Raw genomic sequence first — 19,349 nt, 5'->3', positions numbered from 1 at the left:
ATAAACCAAACACTTAATTAATAAAAATTTATGCCGTTTAAGTTTTATTTAAACCGTTTATTGAGCCTGTTTATTATCTTGCTAGTTATAATGTCTTGCGAAAAAGATAATAAATTAGAAAAAGAGATTTCTAAAATAGGAATAGAGGTAGATATAGAACGATTTGATAAATTGTTTGCTAAATCTTCTGAAAACGATTTAAGAAAATTACAAATTGCTTATCCTTTCATGTTTTCCGAAAAATATAGCGACACCTTTTGGATTGAAAAAATGAATGATACCTTGCAAAAGCAATTATTTTTTGAGGTTGAAAAAGCATTTCCAAAAATGGAGGACACAAAACAAGAGATAGAATCCTTGTTTAATCATTTAAAATATTATTTTCCTGAGTTTAAAACACCAAGAATTATCACCACAACCAGTGATGTAGATTACAGGCATAAAGTGATTGTTACAGATACGATTGTTATTATTTCTTTAGATACATATTTAGGAAGCGACCATGAGTTTTATCAAGGTATTCAGCAGTACATAGCTGCCGATATGAATAAAAACCAAATCGTTGTGGATATTACTCATGAGTACGCCCAAAAGTATATTTACCATCAACAGCATAAAACATTGTTGGATGAAATGATTTATTATGGGAAACTGCTTTATTTTAAGGATATTATGATTCCCTTTAAAACAGAAGCTGAACGGATAGCATACACACAGGAGCAGTTAGATTGGGCCATCGCTAATGAAAGTTATATTTGGCGCTATCTTGTTGATAGAGAGTTGTTGTATAGCACAGATTCTAAATTACCCAGCAGATTCATCATTGATGCGCCTTTCTCCAAGTTTTATTTAGAAGAAATAGATACAGAATCACCAGATAAATTAGGACAATACATAGGTTGGCAAATAGTAAGGGCTTATATGGACCAAAATAATGTGTCTTTAGTAAATATGTTTGATGCCAACACAGAAGAAATATTTAATAATTCAAAGTTTAAACCACGTAAATAATGTCAAAAAAAATAACCTCTAAGATAGAACTAACAGTAACTCTTGATGAAAATAGAGTGCCAGAAAAATTGCATTGGACGGCACAAGATGGGGGCGTTGAGAATGAAAAAGCCAAGGCCATGATGCTTTCGGTTTGGGATCCTAATGCGAAAGAAACATTACGAATTGATTTATGGACAAAAGACATGCCTGTTGATGATATGAAAATATTTTTTCATCAAACCTTGGTAGGTATGAGTGATACATTTAATAGAGCTACGCAAGATGAGAAAATGACGGCCACAATGAAAGATTTTTGTGATTATTTTGCTGAGAAGTTGGAGTTGAAAAAGTAGTTTTTAATTCTTTTTAGCATCCGACATTTCTTTGCTGAGATGGTCTATATAAAGAATACCGTTTAAATGATCTATTTCATGCTGAAAAATAATGGATGTAAAGCCTTCAACCGTTTCGGCTATGTGCTTGGCTTCCATGGTATCATATTCCAATAAAATAGAGTAAGCCCGGGTGTTTAATGTGTCCGAGCGATTTGGAATGGAAAGACAACCTTCTCTGCGTGCTTGTGTTGTTTCAGAATAGGTAACAATCTTTGGGTTTAAATATACTTCAAAAGGGAAATTTTCCTTGTCGAATCGTTGTACCCAAATAATATTCTTTAAAATCCCTACTTGCGGGGCTGCAATACCAACGCCTAAAGACATGCTATCTGTAACCGTTTTATAAAGACGTTTTACAAATGTTTGTAAAACTATGTTAGTTGAATCAGGTTTGATGTATTGGCTTTTTGTTCTTAATAAAAGAGAATCTTGTCTATTGGTTATTATAAAAACACGCATAGGGGTAAGCGAATCGGCTGCAGTAATTAAATTAATTTGTTCTAATGAGAAAGTTTTTTTGGCGTTAATATTTTTGCTACTTGAACAGGCAACCACTAAAAGAAACAGACAAATAACACCGCATTTTTTCATAAGAAACTATAATAATAAATACCAATTGTTGGCTACCATTGGTTTATTCTATCAGAATCCAACTTTATAAAAATAAACAATAAGATGGTAAAACCAAAAAGCCCGGAGCCACCATAACTAAATAAAGGTAAAGGGATGCCAATAGTGGGTATTAAACCCATAACCATGCCTATATTGATTAAAAAATGCATGAAAATAATAGCGGCGACACTATAGCCATACACACGGCTAAATTGCGATTTTTGTAACTCTGCTAAATGGAGAATACGCATTAAAAGTAGGACAAATAAAATAACAACAAAAGCGCTTCCTACAAAACCCCATTCTTCTCCAACGGTGCTAAAGATATAATCTGTATGTTGTTCTGGAACAAATTTTCCTGTGGTTCGGGTGCCTTCTAAAAAGCCTTTTCCTGTTAAGCCTCCAGAGCTTATGGCCCGTTCTGATTCGTTGAGGTTGTAAGCGATGGTTTTTTTCATACGCTCCAACTTTTCGGGATCTTTCTCTAAACTTAGCCAAATAGTGATTCTATCTTTTTGATGTGCAGGTAATAGGTCATCATAAAAATATTTAACTCCATAACCAATCATGATACTTAATAAAATGATAGAAATGGGTTGAATGATTAGAGGTTTTCTTTTTCTAGTATAATGGTGTGTTAATACAATGATAACCATAACTATTGACGTAGCCAGAACTCCAAATTTAATGGAAAGAAGCGATAGTATAATAATGGATAACGTAATCAATAAATAGGCAGCAGATACACCTTCGCGATATAAAATGAATATGAAACACCCGTAAACCAATGTGCTTCCAGCATCTTTTTGAAGCAATACCAGAATAGCAGGAATCGCAACAATAGCAAGCACACTAATTTGGTCTTTAATTCTTTTAATATCTGTATTCAAATCACTTATGTACTTAGCAACGGCAAGTGCAGTGGCTGCTTTGGCAAATTCACTGGGCTGTAGGGTCATGCCGCCTATATCGTACCAAGAGGTGGCACCATTTACATTTTTCCCAAAAATAAAAAGGCCAGCAAGTGAGAGCATGGAAATAATATAAATGACACTTGAAAAGCGTTCATAAAATTTAGATTCTATAGCTAGTAGGATAATAATTAAACCAATGGTTAAAAAAATAAAAAGGAGTTGTTTCCCGTAAGGTTGCGAAAAATCGAAATAATCTATGGTTTCACCACTATGGGATGCCGATATAATATTTAGCCAACCAAACCCAACCAGTAAAAAAAAGAGAAAAATGGTAATCCAATCAAATTTAAAATATTTTTGAGCCTCTACCATTTAACTAGACAAGTGTTTTAATTGCTCCTTTAGTCTATTGTATTCCGTCTCGTCAACCATTTCTAGGGTTGAGTTTCTATTGATTCCAAAAGGTTGTCCAGAATATGGCTTTTCATATTCGTGCTCTAAGCTATATCTTAAAATCCAGTCTTCTAAATCAGTTCTGGTAATTTCTCCTTTTATATATTTTTCAATAATTAGACTGGCAATTTTTCCAGCAAATCGACTGCCCCAATATCCGTTTTCAACAAAAACAGCAAGAGCTATTTTAGGATTGTCTTTTGGTGCAAAAGCTACGAATATGGAATGATCTGTTAATTGCGTTGTTACGCCATTGATTTTCATGAAATTTTCGGCTGTTCCTGTTTTTCCACAAATTTCTATATCCGGAACTTGAAGTGTTGAGGCTGTACCTTTGTTATACACGTCAAACATACCTTGTACTACAGGTTCAAAATTTTCTTTGTCAATGGTTGTGTAATTTGGCGTTGTAAACTTTTTGTCAATAGTTTGTCCTTCAATTTTTTTTATGATATGAGGCGTGTAATAATAGCCACGATTAGCAATGGCAGCCATCATATTTGCCAATTGAATAGGTGTGGTTTCTACTTCTCCTTGCCCAATGGAATTTGATATTGTTGTTGGAGAGCCCCAGTTAAAATCTGGATACCATTTATTATAAAAATCTCCATCTGGAATACGTCCCTTGTTGCCAATTTTTAAATCGTAGCCTAAATAATTACCCAATCCAAAGCTTTTTACGTGATTGCTCCAAACATCTACACCTTCGGCAGGATCATCATAATTATCAACAATACGTCTGTACACATTCGCGAAATAGGCGTTACATGATTGTGCAATGCCATCATTCATACTTAATGGACTGGAATGGGCATGGCATCCTGTAAGGCGTCTACTGCCTAAATAGTAACCCATTCTACAAGAAAATTGATCTTCAGTAGTTACTACTTTTTCTTGTAAACCAATTAGGGCATTCAATACTTTAAATGGTGAACCTGGAGCATATTGGGCTTTTAAGCCTCTATCAAATAATGGTTTTGCTATGGAATCGTTGTAAAGTTTGGTGAAGTTTTTTGAACGCGCTCTACCAACCAATAAATTTGGATTATAGCTTGGCGCAGTAACCATAAGCAAAATTTCACCTGATGAAGGATCTATAGCCACTATGCCACCACGTTTATGTTGCATTAAAAGTTCGCCGTACTCTTGAAGTTTGGCATCAATGGTTATGGTAATGTCTTTTCCTTGTTTTGGAAGCGTGTCATATATGCCGTTTTTATAGGGGCCAAGATCTCTATTAAATCTATCTTTTTGAATAAATTTTATGCCTTTTACGCCTCTTAGGATTTCTTCATAAGATATTTCAACACCCTGTTTACCAATAAGATCACCCATTTTATAATATGGGTTTTTTTCAATAATGGCATCATTTACTTCACCAATATCACCCAAAACATTAGCGCCGATAGTGGTTTGATAATGGCGTAACGATCGTTTTTGGATATAAAAACCTTCAAACTTCCTCATTTTTTCCTGTAAGGCCGCGTAATCTTCTTTTGTTAATTGCGGAATAAAAACAGAGGGTAGCCTTGGTGAATAAGCGTAAGCTTTATTGTAAATTTCTATGAAATCTTCTTTGGTAATTTTAAGAAGTTTACAAAAGTCAAGTGTGTCTAATGGCTTTACCTCTCTTGGAATAAACATAACATCGTAAGATGGTTGATTGTCTACTAAAAGGTTTCCATTTCTATCATAAACAAACCCACGTTTAGGGTAGTCATACACTTTTCTAATGGCATTATCGTCATATAAATTTTCATCTCCAGAAGAATAAATTTGTAGATAAAATAGCCTGCCAATAAAGGTTATTCCTGTTATTCCAATAATGATAAAAAGTAATAATTGCCTCATTTGGTTTTTCTTGTAAAGATAATAGTTATAAGTAAGCACATTAAGATAGTAAATATGCCCGAGAATAACGTTTTTTGAAGCACTAAAATTATTTTTGAGATGTTAAATATTTCTAATGAAAACAAAACAAAGTGGTGAACCACTGTAAGTAAGGTAAAGTAGGTAAGCTTCGATCCAAATTCTACAGTCTCAAATTTTATGGTTTGATGTTCATAAATCGTCCCAAAACAAAACTTTAAAATCACAGGTCTTACATAGGCAATAAATAAACAAGCTGCAGCATGTGTGCCACCTGTATCTAAAAAAAAGTCAATTGATAAACCTAATAAAAAGCTTAATCCGATTATCGCAGTTCTGTTATTCTTTACGGGAAATAAAGCAAGAAACAGTATGTAAGGATATGGATTTATATTTCCCAGAAAGTTAATATGGTTAAAAATGATAACCTGAACCAATACAAGGACAAAAAACCGGATGCTATGTATTGAAAGTATATTATTCATTCAGTAATTTTTTTATTTCTGGAAGATTAACATTCTCAATAATATATACATGTTCAATATTAGCCATGTCGTTAAAAAGTTCGACATTGATGATATATGAGTTTTCAGAAGGATCTAGTTTGAAATCATTTATGGTGCCTACAAGAACACCTTTAGGGAAAATAGATGATCGCCCAGATGTTATGATGGTGTCTCCCTTTTTTAATACGGCATTTTTAGCGATATCTATAAGTTGTGTGTAAACATGGTTTTTACCATCCCATTTTAAAGTTCCAAAATGATTTGAGTTCTTTAATTGGGCACTAATGTTGCTTTTTGAATTTAAAACAGATAGGACCGTGGCGTAATTTTTTGAAGTTTGGTCAACAATTCCTAAAATGCCTTTATCAGTAATAACGCCAAAATCTTGTTTAATACTATCTTTAATTCCTCTGTTAACTAGCAATACATTGTTTGTAGTGTTGTAGCTGTTTTTTATAACTTGGGCAGTACGAAATTTATATAGTGCATTGAAAGTGACACTATCAATATAGGAGGCATTACGCTTGGTTTTGGAATTGTATAGAATAGATTTTAAACGATTGTTCTCTTTGGCTAAAATCTCGTTTTGTGATTTTAAGGAAAAATATTCACTAATGTTATTCATGGAATTATAAACGCCACCAGTTAAAAAATTAGCAGAATTTATAAACTTACTTTTGTGGTAAGAATGGGATTGTACAGTAAATAAAACAGAAATAGAAAATAGCAACAAGAACAACAAAAACGTTTTGTTCCTTATTATAAAATTTACAATCTGTTGCATGTTTTATAGGCCTATTTTATCAAGACGCTTTTATATTTAGCTAAATTTTTAAGTGTAATACCAGTTCCTCTTACAACAGCTCTTAAAGGATCTTCTGCAATATAAACGGGTAGGTCTGTTTTTAGCGATAAACGTTTATCTAAACCGCGTAGCATGGAGCCTCCACCAGCTAAATAAATACCTGTATTGTAAATGTCGGCAGCTAATTCCGGAGGGGTTTGGGATAAGGTTTCCATCACGGCATCCTCTATTCTTAAAATAGATTTGTCCAATGCTTTTGCTATTTCCCTGAATGAAATTTGAACCTGTTTTGGTTTTCCAGTTAATAAATCACGTCCTTGAACGCTCATATCATCTGGAGGAAGGTCTAAATCTTCAGTAGCGGCACCAATTTGAATTTTTATTTTTTCGGCAGTACGCTCACCAACATATAAATTATGCTGGGTTCTCATGTAATAAACAATATCATTTGTAAACACATCACCAGCAATTTTTACCGACTTATCACAAACAATACCCCCGAGGGCAATAACGGCAATTTCGGTAGTTCCACCACCTATATCTACCACCATATTTCCTTTAGGTTGCATAATATCTACACCAATACCAATAGCTGCAGCCATAGGTTCATGTATTAAATAGACTTCTTTACCATTAACGCGCTCGCAAGATTCTTTCACGGCACGCATTTCAACCTCAGTAATTCCAGATGGAATACAAACAACCATTCTAAGCGCAGGCGTAAAAAATTTCTTTTTTAAGGCAGGAATGTTTTTAATAAACATACTTATCATTTGCTCAGAAGCATCAAAATCTGCTATAACGCCATCTTTTAATGGCCTTACGGTTTTAATGTTTTCATGGGTTTTACCTTGCATTAAACTAGCTTCTTGACCAACGGCTATTATTTTACCGGTAATCCTATCTCTCGCAACTATGGAAGGCGCATCAACAACTACCTTATCGTTATGTATTATGAGTGTATTTGCAGTACCTAAATCTATTGCAATTTCTTCGGTTAGGAAGTCGAAAAAGCCCATGTATTATCTGTTATTAATGAAGTTATTAAAAAGCCCTTAGGTTTCGGGATGTAAAAGTAATAAAACTACTGAAAAAAATACAAATTATTGTTTATTGTTATGGTATATATTTTTTATTGATGAATTTCAACGGATTCATAACAGAAATTTATGTTATATATTGTATGTTCATCTGTTTTAATAAAAAAAGCTTCAGTGTAACACTGAAGCTTTTATATAAGGTGTGCTTTTTTTAATGTTTAAAATGACGTGTGCCTGTAAATACCATGGAGACATTATTTTCATTGCAATAGTCAATACTTAACTGGTCTTTTATAGAGCCACCTGGTTGAATAACGGCCGTAATGCCTGCATTTTTAGCAATTTCAACACAATCTGGAAATGGGAAAAATGCGTCACTTGCCATGACTGCACCTTTTAAGTCGAAATTAAAAGATTGTGCTTTGTGTATGGCTTGTTCTAGGGCATCAACGCGACTTGTTTGTCCTGTTCCACCAGCGCATAATTGTTTGTTTTTAGCTAATATAATGGTATTGGATTTGGTGTGTTTACAAATTTTTGAAGCAAACAATAAATCGTCAATTTCGCTTGGTGTTGCGATACTATTGGTAACGTTGGTTAGGTGTTCTTTCGCATCTGTAATGTTGTCTTTATCTTGAACCAAAACACCGTTTAAACAACTTCTAACATTTGTTTTTGGCAATTCAACCGCATTCAAAATTAAAATAATCCGATTCTTTTTGCTTTGTAAAATCTCTAAAGCTTTTTCACTGTAAGCAGGGGCTATTATAACTTCGCAAAACAAGCTGTTTATTTCTTCGGCAGTATCGTTGTCAATTTCTTTGTTGCTTATTAAAACACCTCCAAAAGCAGAGACGGGGTCGCCGGCCAAGGCATCAATATAAGCTTGTTTTAAGGTGTCGCGTTGGGCTAAACCACAAGCATTATTATGTTTTAAAATAGCAAACGTTGGAGCCTCGTTTTTAAATTCATTCATTAAGTTAACGGCTGCATCAACATCCAATAAATTGTTGTAGCTCAATTCCTTTCCATGAAGTTTTGTAAAAATGGCATCAAAATCACCAAAGAAATAGCCTTTCTGATGTGGGTTCTCGCCATAACGTAACACTTTTCCATTGTTTTGACTGATTTTTAAAACAACTTCATCATTGTTTTTGTTGAAATAATTAAAAATGGCCGTATCATAATGCGACGATACGTTAAAGGCTTTGGCGGCAAAACGTTTTCTGTTTTCTTCGGAAATACTTCCGTTATTTTCTGAAATAAGATTCAAAAATTCAGCATAATCATCCACAGACGACACACAAATAACATCAGCATAATTTTTGGCAGCGGCACGAATTAAAGAAATACCACCAATATCAATTTTTTCAATAATATCTTGTTCGCTTGCGCCAGAAGCCACGGTTTTTTCAAACGGATATAAATCCACAATAACTACATCTATTTGCGGGATTTCAAATTCTCCTAATTCGGCAACGTCACCAGAATGGTTTTGTCTGTTTAAAATGCCACCAAAAACTTTTGGATGCAAGGTTTTTACGCGACCACCTAAAATGGAAGGGTACGATGTTATTTCTTCAACAGGAACAACTTTAATTCCTAAATCGTTAATAAAGCTTTGGGTGCCTCCAGTTGAGTAAATTGTCACACCTTGACGGTTTAATTCTTTAACAATAGGCTCTAAACCGTCTTTACTAAATACAGATATTAAAGCAGATTTAATCGTTTTTTCGTTGCTCATTTTTGATGTGTTATATTAAAGTGCAAAAGTAATTATTTAAACGAAAAATAAGTGCTTTGGAAGTTTAAAATACGAGGGAATTTTTTAAAGAAAAAGAGAGGTATTAACACTGAAAATTTAAAAAGTATTTTAGTTATATGTTTCTATTTTAAAGTATAGATGCTATTTTGGCACATACAAACTCTAAAAATCGTTCATCTGCCTCTGTAAACGGATCGTATGTATTGGAGTCTATATCAATTTGCCCAATATTTTCGCCATTTACAAAAATGGGAATCACAATTTCGGCCTTTACAGTGATGCTACAAGCAATATAATTATCTTGAGCTGTAACGTCTGGTACTACAAAATTTTTATTACTAACGGCTACTTGACCACAAATACCTTTTCCGAAGGGGATAATAGTATGGTCTGTAGGTGCCCCAACATAAGGCCCTAAAACGAGTTCTTCTTTTTTGCCATTTCTAAAATAAAATCCCACCCAATTGTAATGTGGAATGTTTGCTTCGAGCAATTTACAAATTGCTAGCAACCGTTCGTTTACTGCATGGTTTGGATTAGAAACAATAGCTTCAATTTTGGGTTTTAAGGGTTCGAACATCATCTCATTAAAAGTTTTGGCAAAAGTATTTAAAAAGCGTTAAATTCGGTTCGATATATAAATGATATATTTTGAAGGAACTTCTTATAAAATATAAATCTGTTACAAGGTTTGTATTCACTTTTTTAATAGTGTATGTCGTATTATCTATGGCTTATAAATTCTATTTAAAGTTTTCTGAAGGATCCTCATTTTATCCCGATTATATGACACATATTGTAGCTATACAAAGTCAAGATTTGCTTAATGTTTTGGGTTATAATACGATTGTAGTACCACATCCTGACGAACCTTCTATGAAACTTATTGTTAACGGTAAGTATGTGGCTAGAATTATTGAGGGCTGTAACTCGATAAGTATTATTATTTTATTTGTGTCATTTATCATAGCTTTTTCGGGCAATTTAAAAGAAACCATTGTTTTTGTCTTATCGGGAAGTGTTTTATTGTATGCGGTTAATTTAATTAGAATTGTTATTTTGTCCATAGGATTGTATCATTACCCTTGGAGATCAGACATACTCCATCAAGTTATTTTTCCGGGAATTATATATGGGATGGTTTTTTTGCTTTGGATGTTTTGGGCGAATCGATTTTCTAAACTGACAAAAAGGAATGAATAAGCCTGTTACTTACATATCACTTTTTATGCTATTCACGTTGTTGGTGTTGGTGAGAATTTTTGAAAACGAATTGTTTTACGACCCCTATTTAATCTTTTTTCAAAACGACTATTTATATATTGATAGCCCCAGAAGAGAAGTTTTTAAAGTCACACTCTTTACAACATGTCGCTTCTTTATAAATACGGTTTTATCATTGGGTATTTTATACCTATTTTTTAAAGACATAAGCATGGTCAAGTTTTCTGCAATCGTGTATGTTATTGCGTATATTGTTTTAATCGTTCTTTATTTATATTTTGTTATTAGTCCGAGACAAGAGGATTATTACATGTTTTTTAATATCCGGCGGTTTTTAATTCAACCCCTCTTTTTGTTGTTGTTATTGCCAGCATTTTATTATTACAAGCTCAAGCAATAGGTGTTAATCAAATTATAAAAATTTATTTAAAATTCAATTTTTCGTATCTTTGCAACGTGATTAAAGATATGTTACATAAAGCTTTTTCGGTTACACTAACACTTTTAGTTTTAGTGTCTACGATGTCTTTCACTGTTGAAAAGCATTTTTGCGGCAATACATTAGTCGAAACGGCAGTTTTTACTGAAGCTAAAGGGTGTGGTATGGATATGTCTAAATTTCAAACAACCGAAAATAAAAAAAATAACTGTTGCAAAAACGAAGTTGAGGTTGTTAAAGGGCAAGACAAATTAAAGACCACCGCTTTTGATGACTTAAAATATCACCAACAACTGTTCTTTACATCATATGTTTATTCGTTCGTAAATCTTTTTGAAGGTTTATCTGAACAAATAATTCCCCATAAAAATTATTCTCCTCCCAATTTGGTCGCCGATATTCAGGTGTTGGACCAAGTTTTCATTATTTGATTTTTTATTAATTTAATTGAGCGAAGTAAGTCATCTTGCTATGGCTACAATTATGCTTTTAAATCAATAAAAAAAACAGCTACAAAATCATAAGATTATTCAATAATTCACTTGTGCAATAGTGGCGAATTCTAAAATAAAATGAAAACGATATTATATACATTATTAATACTTCCATTATTTCTGTCTTCCCAAGAAAAAATTACGGGAATGATTATGGAAGCTAATGACAAAAAAGAGCACATAGGTTTGGCAGGTGCCAACGTCTATTGGCTCGATACATCTGTGGGCACGGTCACCGATATCGACGGGATGTTTTCTCTTGAGTACAAAAAAGAATACACAAAATTGGTGATTAGTTATGTAGGTTTTAAAACCGATACCATAATCATTAACGAGCCTAAAATGGTACATCATTGGTTGCAACCCACTAGTAATTTAGACGAAATTACCGTAACCTCGAGAAAACAAACCACTGTAAAATCGTATTTACAAGCTGCCAATACATTTACGGTAAGTAGCGATGAATTATTAAAGGCCGCTTGCTGTAATCTATCGGAAAGTTTTGAAACGAATCCGTCTATCGACGTGAACTTTGCGGATGCTGTTACAGGTACCAAGCAAATAAAAATGCTTGGGCTTACAAGTCCATATATTTTAATAGCTACCGAGAACATTCCATCCATTCGTGGGGCGTCGCAAGCATTCGGATTGAGTTTTATTCCAGGGACTTGGGTAGAAAGCATTCAAATCACAAAAGGAGCAGGGAGTGTTGTGAATGGTTACGAAAGTATTGCAGGACAAATCAATGCCGAACTTGTAAAACCATTTTCAGATGATAAATTATTCATAAACTTTTATGGTGCTACAAGTGAGCGTTTTGAACTGAATACCCACATTAATACACAAGTGGACGATAAATGGCACACGGGCTTATATCTTCATGGAAGTACACTAAACCAAGAGCATGATGTAAACAACGATGGTTTTTTGGATATGCCAAAATTCAATCAAATTAATATCATGAACCGTTGGCAATATACCAATGCAGAAAAAGGGTTTGTGAGTTTTATAAATTTAAAATTTTTAAATGATGAAAAGCAAACAGGTCAATTGGATTTTAATCCTGATACTGACAGGTTAACCACTAATGCTTGGGGTAGTGAAATTGATACCAAACGCTATGAAGTATCTGCTAAAATGGGCTATGTAAACCCTGAGATTCCTTGGCAAAGTGTGGGTGTGCAAACGGCGTTTAGCAGTCATATTCAAGAGTCTTATTTCGGTTTAAAGCAATATAATATAACCCACAATAGTCTATATGCGAATGCAATTTATAATTCCATCATTAGCGATTCCAGAAATAAAATTAAAACAGGTGTCAGTTATACGTACGACCATTATGATGAGTTTTTAGATGCTCAAAATCTCGCTTCAAATTATAAAAGAACCGAAAATTCAGTGGGTGGATTTTTTGAATATAATTATGATGATTTAGATAAATTTAATGTTACGGCAGGCGTTCGTGTCGATTATCATAATCTCATGGGAACTTTTATAACGCCGCGTGTTCATGCTAGATACACTCCTTGGGAAAAATCTGCATTGCGGGCATCATTTGGTAGAGGAAAACGGAGTGCCAATATTTTTGCCGAAAACCAAAATATATTTTCAACATCCCGGGACATCAATATTTTAAATACATCGGGGAATATTTATGGGTTGGATCCTGAAATCGCTTGGAATTATGGCATGTCTTTTTTACAGGGATTTAATCTATTAGGAAGAAAAGCCGATGTTATTTTGGATTATTATAAAACCGATTTCACAAACCAAGTGGTAGTTGATTTTGAAAATCCGCAAGAAGTCAATTTTTATAATCTAGATGGAAAAAGTTTCGCCAATAGCTTTCAAGTAGAATTTAATTATAATGTGTTTGAAGGTGTCGATTTACGTACTTCCTATAAATTTTATGATGTACAAACGCAGTATAATTCTGGGAAATTAGAAAAGCCATTAACACCAAAACACCGTTTGTTTGCCAATGTAGGTTACGAAACAAAACAACAAGATAATGGTGAACAATGGAAGTTTGATGCTACTTATAATTGGGTGGGCGAGCAAAGGTTTTCGTCAACTTTGGCTAATCCAGCACTCTATCAATTACCAGGGAGAACACCAACGGTAACCACTTTAAATGCACAAATAACCAAAGTGTTTTCTAAAACTTTTGAAGTATATTTAGGAGGTGAGAACATCACCAATGTGAGGCAGCCAAATCCTATTTTAGCAGCAAACGATCCTTTTGGAGCGAATTTTGATACCGCCTTTGTATATGGCCCCGTTTTTGGAAGTATGTATTATGCAGGGTTAAGGTTTAGAATTGAATAAAAAAAATAATAATTAAACCGTAATTACGAGGGAAGCACGACGGAAGTAATCTCATAATGATAGTAACATATATTAAAAAGATTGCTTCGTCCTTCGTCCTCGCAAAGACAAAAAACAAAAACAAGAATTATGAAAAAAATAATATTAATAGCTGTAATCTTAATAGAAACCGCAGCATTTGCCCAAGACAAAAACGCAAAAGCATCACTAGAAGTAAATGGCGTGTGTTCCATGTGTAAGGTTAGAATTGAAAAAGCGAGTTTAAATACCAAAGGTGTAAAAAGTGCTATTTGGGATGTAAAAACCCATGAATTAAAATTGATTTTTGATGAACGTAAAACCGACATAAAAGCCATTGAAAAGAACATCGTTGCCGTTGGGCACGACACTAAAAATTTAAAAGCTAATGATGAAGTTTATAAAAGTATTAGTGCATGTTGCCAGTACCGAGATCCAGCGGTTGTAGATGCCCATTAAGGGTTAGAAAGTTAAAAGTCCAAACAATCAAGTTTGGACTTTTTTATGAATAAAATTAACTAACTTCGTTCTTAGTAAACCAACCAACTTTATAAACAATGAAAAAAAACCTTTTAATTCTTATACTATCAGCTCTTTGTTTTAATAGCGGTTTTACGCAACATGCCGGAAAACAATGGCTCGATTTAAATTACGCTAATGATGAACATATTTTTCATAAACTCGATATTCATTTGCCTAGCGTTGAAAAGCCTAAATATAAAGCTATCATAGTGATATACGGTAGTGCGTGGTTTGCCAATAATATGAAACAAATGGGTTTTCAAGCTTTGGGCAAACCTCTATTAGACAGTGGTTTTGCAGTTATTTCCATCAATCATAGGTCAAGTGGAGATGCCATGTATCCCGCTCAAATTAATGATGTTAAGGCGGCCATCCGTTTTATAAGAGCCAATGCCGATATCTACAATATTGATGCGTCTTTTATTGGTATTACGGGGTTTTCTTCTGGAGGGCATTTGGCATCATTAGCTGGAACCACCAATGGTGTCAAAACGTTTACAGTGGGTGAAAAAACGGTTGATATTGAAGGTGATTTAGGTAACTATACGCAAGTGAGTAGTGCTGTTGATGCTGTGGTGGATTGGTTTGGCCCCATCGATTTTACACGCATGGAAAATTGCACGACGACTAAAGATGATAAATCGCCAGAAGCGGCATTAATAAAAGGCAATCCAGCAGATAATTTGGATATGTTGGCTTTAATTAACCCGATGACGTTTCTTGATAATAAAGATCCACAATTTTTGGTGATTCATGGCGACGCAGATAACGTGGTGCCGCATTGCCAAAGTGTCTTTTTCTCTAATAGTTTAAAGGATAAAGGCTTGCTAAACGAATTTATTTCCGTACCTGAAGGGCAGCATGGCCCAGCCACTTTTAATGAAAACACCTTTAAAAAGATGAGTGATTTCTTTTTGACGGAGGCTAAAAAGAAATAGTTTAAATATAATTTTTATCTATGTATAGCTAAGAGAATGCTACAGAATATCGTAAATGATAACCATAATATAAAATGGCGAAAAAATCTAATTACTTTTTGGTTGTATAATCTTGAGTTTTTTCATTAGGATTTTTAATAATTTCCCAGCTGAGTGAGTAAAGTCCTTACCACAATGAAAATCTACTTATTATTTATTTCAAAACATCTTGGAAAAATCTGTGGAAATAGCTTTAAAGCTAAAATTTCTAAATCCTGCGTTAAAAAAATCCTTTTAATTATTATAATATTCGCACTTAATCTAGTAGCGGTTTTAAGCAAACACACTTTTTTTGATTAAATCTTGTGATTTTTTATCTTCGATTTTAAAATAAAAAAAACTAAATTGGTTTTAAAAATTGCCATGAAACTTTAAGCAGCACTTTCAAATAATTATTTAAATATGCTTACTATGGGTTAGATATTAATTAATATATGCGATAAAATACTGTATGGAAATAGCCCTTGTGATTAGCTTACTCATCGTCACCATTATTCTTTTTGCTACTGATAAATTTTCCGTTGATGTTGTTACCGTTGGGCTATTATTGGTCTTGGCTTTTTCAGGTATCATTACACCCCAAGAAACTTTTGAGGGATTTAGCAGTGATTTTATCATCATTTTGGCATCTATTTTTATCATTTCCGGAGCTCTATCTGAAACAGGATTATTAGATAAAGTAGGTTCAAAAATGATAAAAACTGTAAAAAGTAAAACTCTTTTTGTGGGTTATACCATGTTTATTACGGGGACACTTTCTGCTTTTATGAACAATACAACCGTTACAGCATTGGTAACCGGACCTGTTATTGGCATGTGCCGCAAGCTCAATTTAAGTCCTTCAAAAGTGTTAATTCCTGTGGCATTCGCTTCCATTCTTGGAGGTACCTGCACGCTTATTGGGACTTCAACAAACGTCGCGGTAAGCGGGTATATCGCTCAAGCTGGATTAGAGCCACTTCATTTTTTTGAAATATTGGGGATTGGACTCATTTTTCTGGTAACAGGTATTGTGTTCATTCTTATTTTTTATAATAAATTATTGCCAGATCATAAAGAGGCAGGATACAACGAACGGTACAACATTGCACAATATTTATCTGAAATTGTTGTCTCTGAAAAATCAAAATTAATCGGACAGATTGCTTTCCATTCCGATCTTGCGAAACAAGATGTACGCATCTTGAAAATTATTCGAGATAAAGATGATTTTATTCCAAATTCTCTAACACGCATTCAAGCCAATGATATTCTTATTGTGGAATGTAGTGTTGATGATCTTATTAAAATCAAGGAGTCGACAGAGCTTGATGTTCTGGCTGATACCATAGGCGATAAGGAAATTATGAGCCAAAAAATCCTTCTCGCAGAGCTATTGATTATGCCAGGTTCAGGTTTAGTCAACCGAACATTAAAAGAATCCCGTTTTCGTCAAAATTATGATTTGGTCGTTTTGGCAGTACAACGTTTTCAAGGCGCCGTATCACAGAAAATTGGCGGACTTCATCTTAGGGTTGGAGATATGCTTTTAGTACAAGGTACGCAAGAAGATATTGATGCCAATAGAAACTCAAATGATTTTTCTATTGTTGGTGACTTTAGAGTAAACCTATTCAAAGAAAAAAAAGGTATATTTTCTGCTTTTATATTTTTGCTGGCCGTATTGGCAGGAAGTCTCGGTTGGGCACCACTATCTATTTGTTTTATGGCCGCTGCTTTACTTACAGTAATTTCTGGCGCTATAAATGTAGAGCGTGTATATCAGGTTATCAATTGGAAACTTCTCATTCTTATAGGAGGAATGACGGCATTTGGCACTGCTATGGAAAATTCTGGAGCTTCAAAATTTTTAGCCGAAAACACTTTAAGTCTGTTAGGGGATTATGGGCCAATGTATGTTCTGGGTGGCTTTGTCATTCTGGCTATAATCCTTACACAGCCCATGAGTAACGCAGCGGCTGCATTAGTGATTTTACCTGTTGCCATAGAAACAGCACTTATGATGGATGCCAATCCGCGTACCTTTGCTATTGCCATAATGTTGGGAGCTTCAATTTCACTAATTGCACCATTTGAACCTTCATGCATTCTTGTATTCGGACCCGGAAAATATAAGTTTAGTGACTTTCTTAAAATAGGATTGCCTCTTACACTCATTCTATTTTTACTTCTGATGATTTTGGTGCCTCTGTTTTGGCCTATGTATTAAAATAGCTTAGGCAATTTAGAATATATAAACAACAAGTCGATAAGTAGCAAAAACACAAAAAAAAACGCTTCAAAATGAATTGAAGCGTTTTTTTTATATTTGAGTGTCTAGATTACGACTTACATCATACCTGGCATACCGCCACCCATACCACCTGGCATCGCTGGAGCATCTTCTTTAATATCAATTAAAGCGCACTCGGTAGTTAAGATCATACCAGCTACAGAAGCGGCATTTTCTAAAGCAATACGAGTTACTTTTTTAGGATCAATAATACCAGCTTTTAGCATATCTACATAGGTTTCTGTTTTAGCATCATAACCAAAAGCACCCTTGCCTTCCATAACTTTAGCAACTACTACACTGCCTTCGCCACCTGCATTGGCAACAATGGTGCGTAATGGCGATTCAATAGCGCGTGCTACAATTTGAATGCCTGTTGTTTCGTCTAGGTTTTCGGTTGTAATTTTTTCTAAAACCGATTTAGCTCTTACTAATGCTACACCACCACCAGCAACAATACCTTCTTCTACGGCAGCTCTGGTTGCGTGTAATGCATCATCAACACGGTCTTTTTTCTCTTTCATTTCCACTTCACTTGCAGCACCAACATAAAGAACAGCAACACCGCCAGCTAATTTAGCTAAACGCTCTTGTAATTTTTCTTTATCGTAATCGCTAGTAGTAGTTTCAATTTGTGATTTAATTTGGCTTACGCGTGCTTTAATATCTTTAGCATCGCCCGAACCATTAATAATAGTTGTGTTATCTTTATCTACGGTAACGGTTTCAGCCGTACCTAGCATAGAAATATCAGCATTTTCTAAAGTAAATCCTCTTTCTTCAGAAATAACGGTTCCACCAGTTAAAACAGCAATATCTTCAAGCATGGCTTTACGTCTGTCACCAAAACCAGGAGCTTTAACAGCGGCAATTTTTAATCCACCACGTAATTTGTTTACTACTAACGTTGCAAGAGCTTGTCCGTCAACATCTTCAGCAATAATTAATAATGGTCTTCCAGATTGAGCTACTGGCTCTAATATGGGGAGTATTTCTTGTAAGTTGGAAATTTTTTTATCGAATAATAAAATGTATGGATTATCTAAATCGGCAATCATTTTATCGGCATTCGTTACAAAGTATGGTGATAAATAACCTCTGTCGAATTGCATACCTTCTACAACATCTACATAGGTCTCCATACCTTTAGCTTCTTCAACAGTGATAACACCTTCTTTGCCAACTTTACCAAAAGCGGTAGCAATCAGTTCACCAATAGTATCATCATTATTTGCTGAAATAGAGGCTACTTGTTTAATCATTTCAGAAGAGTTACCAACTTTTTTAGCTTGCTTTTCTAAATCTTCAATAATGGCTTTAACAGCTTTATCGATACCACGTTTTAAATCCATGGGATTGGCGCCTGCAGCAACGTTTTTCAAGCCTTCTTTTACGATAGCCTGTGCTAAAACGGTAGCTGTTGTAGTACCATCACCCGCTAAATCGTTAGTTTTAGAAGCAACTTCTTTAACCATTTGAGCCCCCATATTTTCAAGAGGATCTTGTAATTCAATTTCTTTTGCAACGGTTACACCATCTTTGGTTACTTGAGGTGCTCCATAACTTTTACTAATAATAACGTTACGGCCTTTTGGTCCTAATGTTACTTTTACTGCATTGGCTAATGCATCTACGCCACGTTTTAAACCGTCGCGAGCGTCAATATCAAATCTAATATCTTTTGCCATATTTTTTAATTTTTTAGTTTTTTTGTCATTCCTGC

17 protein-coding genes are annotated in these 19,349 nt (G+C 34.3%); 9 read left to right on the top strand and 8 right to left on the bottom strand.

Translation table 11 applies throughout. The features are described 5' to 3' along the window. Nucleotides 1-90: 90 nt before the first annotated feature. Both gldB and gldC read left to right on the top strand, forming a co-directional pair. Nucleotides 91-1,011 carry a gliding motility lipoprotein GldB gene (gene gldB / locus CDH49_RS09250; RefSeq protein ID WP_239970626.1) on the top strand — a complete coding sequence of 307 codons (921 nt, stop codon included), beginning with the start codon at nt 91-93 and terminating at the stop codon, nt 1,009-1,011. Next, entirely contained in the window at nt 1,011-1,346 is a 336-nt protein-coding gene (gene gldC / locus CDH49_RS09245; protein WP_100615212.1) for a gliding motility protein GldC, read from the top strand. The genes gldB and gldC overlap by 1 nt, the downstream gene beginning before the upstream one ends. Before the next feature lie 3 nt (nt 1,347-1,349). Here the strand turns inward: gldC and def are convergent, their stop codons facing one another. From def to CDH49_RS09205, 7 genes are all read right to left on the bottom strand, one after another. After that, on the bottom strand, nt 1,350-1,979 hold the full coding sequence (gene def, locus CDH49_RS09240; protein WP_100615211.1) for a peptide deformylase: 630 nt from the start codon (nt 1,977-1,979) through the stop codon (nt 1,350-1,352). A gap of 32 nt (nt 1,980-2,011) precedes the next feature. Next, nucleotides 2,012-3,286 carry a rod shape-determining protein RodA gene (gene rodA, locus CDH49_RS09235; protein WP_100615210.1) on the bottom strand — a complete coding sequence of 425 codons (1,275 nt, stop codon included), beginning with the start codon at nt 3,284-3,286 and terminating at the stop codon, nt 2,012-2,014. Beyond that, complete coding sequence (locus CDH49_RS09230; RefSeq protein ID WP_100615209.1) at nt 3,287-5,218, bottom strand: peptidoglycan D,D-transpeptidase FtsI family protein; 1,932 nt, start codon at nt 5,216-5,218, stop codon at nt 3,287-3,289. A gap of 495 nt (nt 5,219-5,713) precedes the next feature. After that, nucleotides 5,714-6,526: a rod shape-determining protein MreC gene (mreC, locus tag CDH49_RS09220; RefSeq protein WP_100615207.1), complete on the bottom strand. Its 813-nt coding sequence runs from the start codon at nt 6,524-6,526 to the stop codon at nt 5,714-5,716. 11 nt (nt 6,527-6,537) lie between these two features. Continuing rightward, nucleotides 6,538-7,566: a rod shape-determining protein gene (locus CDH49_RS09215; RefSeq protein ID WP_100615206.1), complete on the bottom strand. Its 1,029-nt coding sequence runs from the start codon at nt 7,564-7,566 to the stop codon at nt 6,538-6,540. 232 nt (nt 7,567-7,798) lie between these two features. Next, the gene (gene purH, locus CDH49_RS09210; RefSeq protein WP_100615205.1) at nt 7,799-9,331 is read right to left on the bottom strand and encodes a bifunctional phosphoribosylaminoimidazolecarboxamide formyltransferase/IMP cyclohydrolase; all 1,533 of its coding nucleotides are present in this window, start codon (nt 9,329-9,331) and stop codon (nt 7,799-7,801) included. 148 nt (nt 9,332-9,479) lie between these two features. Further along, entirely contained in the window at nt 9,480-9,935 is a 456-nt protein-coding gene (locus CDH49_RS09205) for a GAF domain-containing protein (protein ID WP_100615204.1), read from the bottom strand. 68 nt (nt 9,936-10,003) lie between these two features. On the opposite strand from CDH49_RS09205, the gene xrtF reads away from it, so the two are divergent. From xrtF to CDH49_RS09170, 7 genes are all read left to right on the top strand, one after another. After that, a complete protein-coding gene (gene xrtF / locus CDH49_RS09200) occupies nt 10,004-10,555 on the top strand; it encodes an exosortase family protein XrtF (RefSeq protein WP_100615203.1) in 552 nt (183 codons plus the stop codon). Continuing rightward, a complete protein-coding gene (locus CDH49_RS09195) occupies nt 10,548-10,976 on the top strand; it encodes an exosortase F system-associated membrane protein (protein ID WP_100615202.1) in 429 nt (142 codons plus the stop codon). Before xrtF ends, CDH49_RS09195 begins: the two co-directional genes overlap by 8 nt. Before the next feature lie 59 nt (nt 10,977-11,035). Next, nucleotides 11,036-11,446, top strand: a complete 411-nt coding sequence (locus CDH49_RS09190; protein WP_449395506.1) for an HYC_CC_PP family protein — start codon at nt 11,036-11,038, stop codon at nt 11,444-11,446. Nucleotides 11,447-11,587: 141 nt separating this feature from the next. Continuing rightward, complete coding sequence (locus tag CDH49_RS09185; protein ID WP_100615200.1) at nt 11,588-13,837, top strand: TonB-dependent receptor; 2,250 nt, start codon at nt 11,588-11,590, stop codon at nt 13,835-13,837. A 129-nt stretch (nt 13,838-13,966) separates the two neighbouring features. Then, nucleotides 13,967-14,314 carry a heavy-metal-associated domain-containing protein gene (locus CDH49_RS09180; protein ID WP_100615199.1) on the top strand — a complete coding sequence of 116 codons (348 nt, stop codon included), beginning with the start codon at nt 13,967-13,969 and terminating at the stop codon, nt 14,312-14,314. Between the two features lie 98 nt (nt 14,315-14,412). Continuing rightward, nucleotides 14,413-15,315 carry an alpha/beta hydrolase gene (locus CDH49_RS09175; protein WP_100615198.1) on the top strand — a complete coding sequence of 301 codons (903 nt, stop codon included), beginning with the start codon at nt 14,413-14,415 and terminating at the stop codon, nt 15,313-15,315. A 490-nt stretch (nt 15,316-15,805) separates the two neighbouring features. After that, nucleotides 15,806-17,563: an SLC13 family permease gene (locus tag CDH49_RS09170; protein WP_100615197.1), complete on the top strand. Its 1,758-nt coding sequence runs from the start codon at nt 15,806-15,808 to the stop codon at nt 17,561-17,563. 119 nt (nt 17,564-17,682) lie between these two features. On the opposite strand, the gene groL is transcribed toward CDH49_RS09170, so the two are convergent. Further along, complete coding sequence (gene groL / locus CDH49_RS09165) at nt 17,683-19,314, bottom strand: chaperonin GroEL (RefSeq protein WP_100615196.1); 1,632 nt, start codon at nt 19,312-19,314, stop codon at nt 17,683-17,685. Between the last annotated feature and the right edge of the window lie 35 nt (nt 19,315-19,349).

The organism is Confluentibacter citreus (genome assembly GCF_002807055.1).
In the GTDB taxonomy this organism is placed as follows: domain Bacteria; phylum Bacteroidota; class Bacteroidia; order Flavobacteriales; family Flavobacteriaceae; genus Confluentibacter; species Confluentibacter citreus.
Note: the sequence above shows the minus strand (reverse complement) of the source record. Positions and strands in the feature narration are given on the sequence as shown.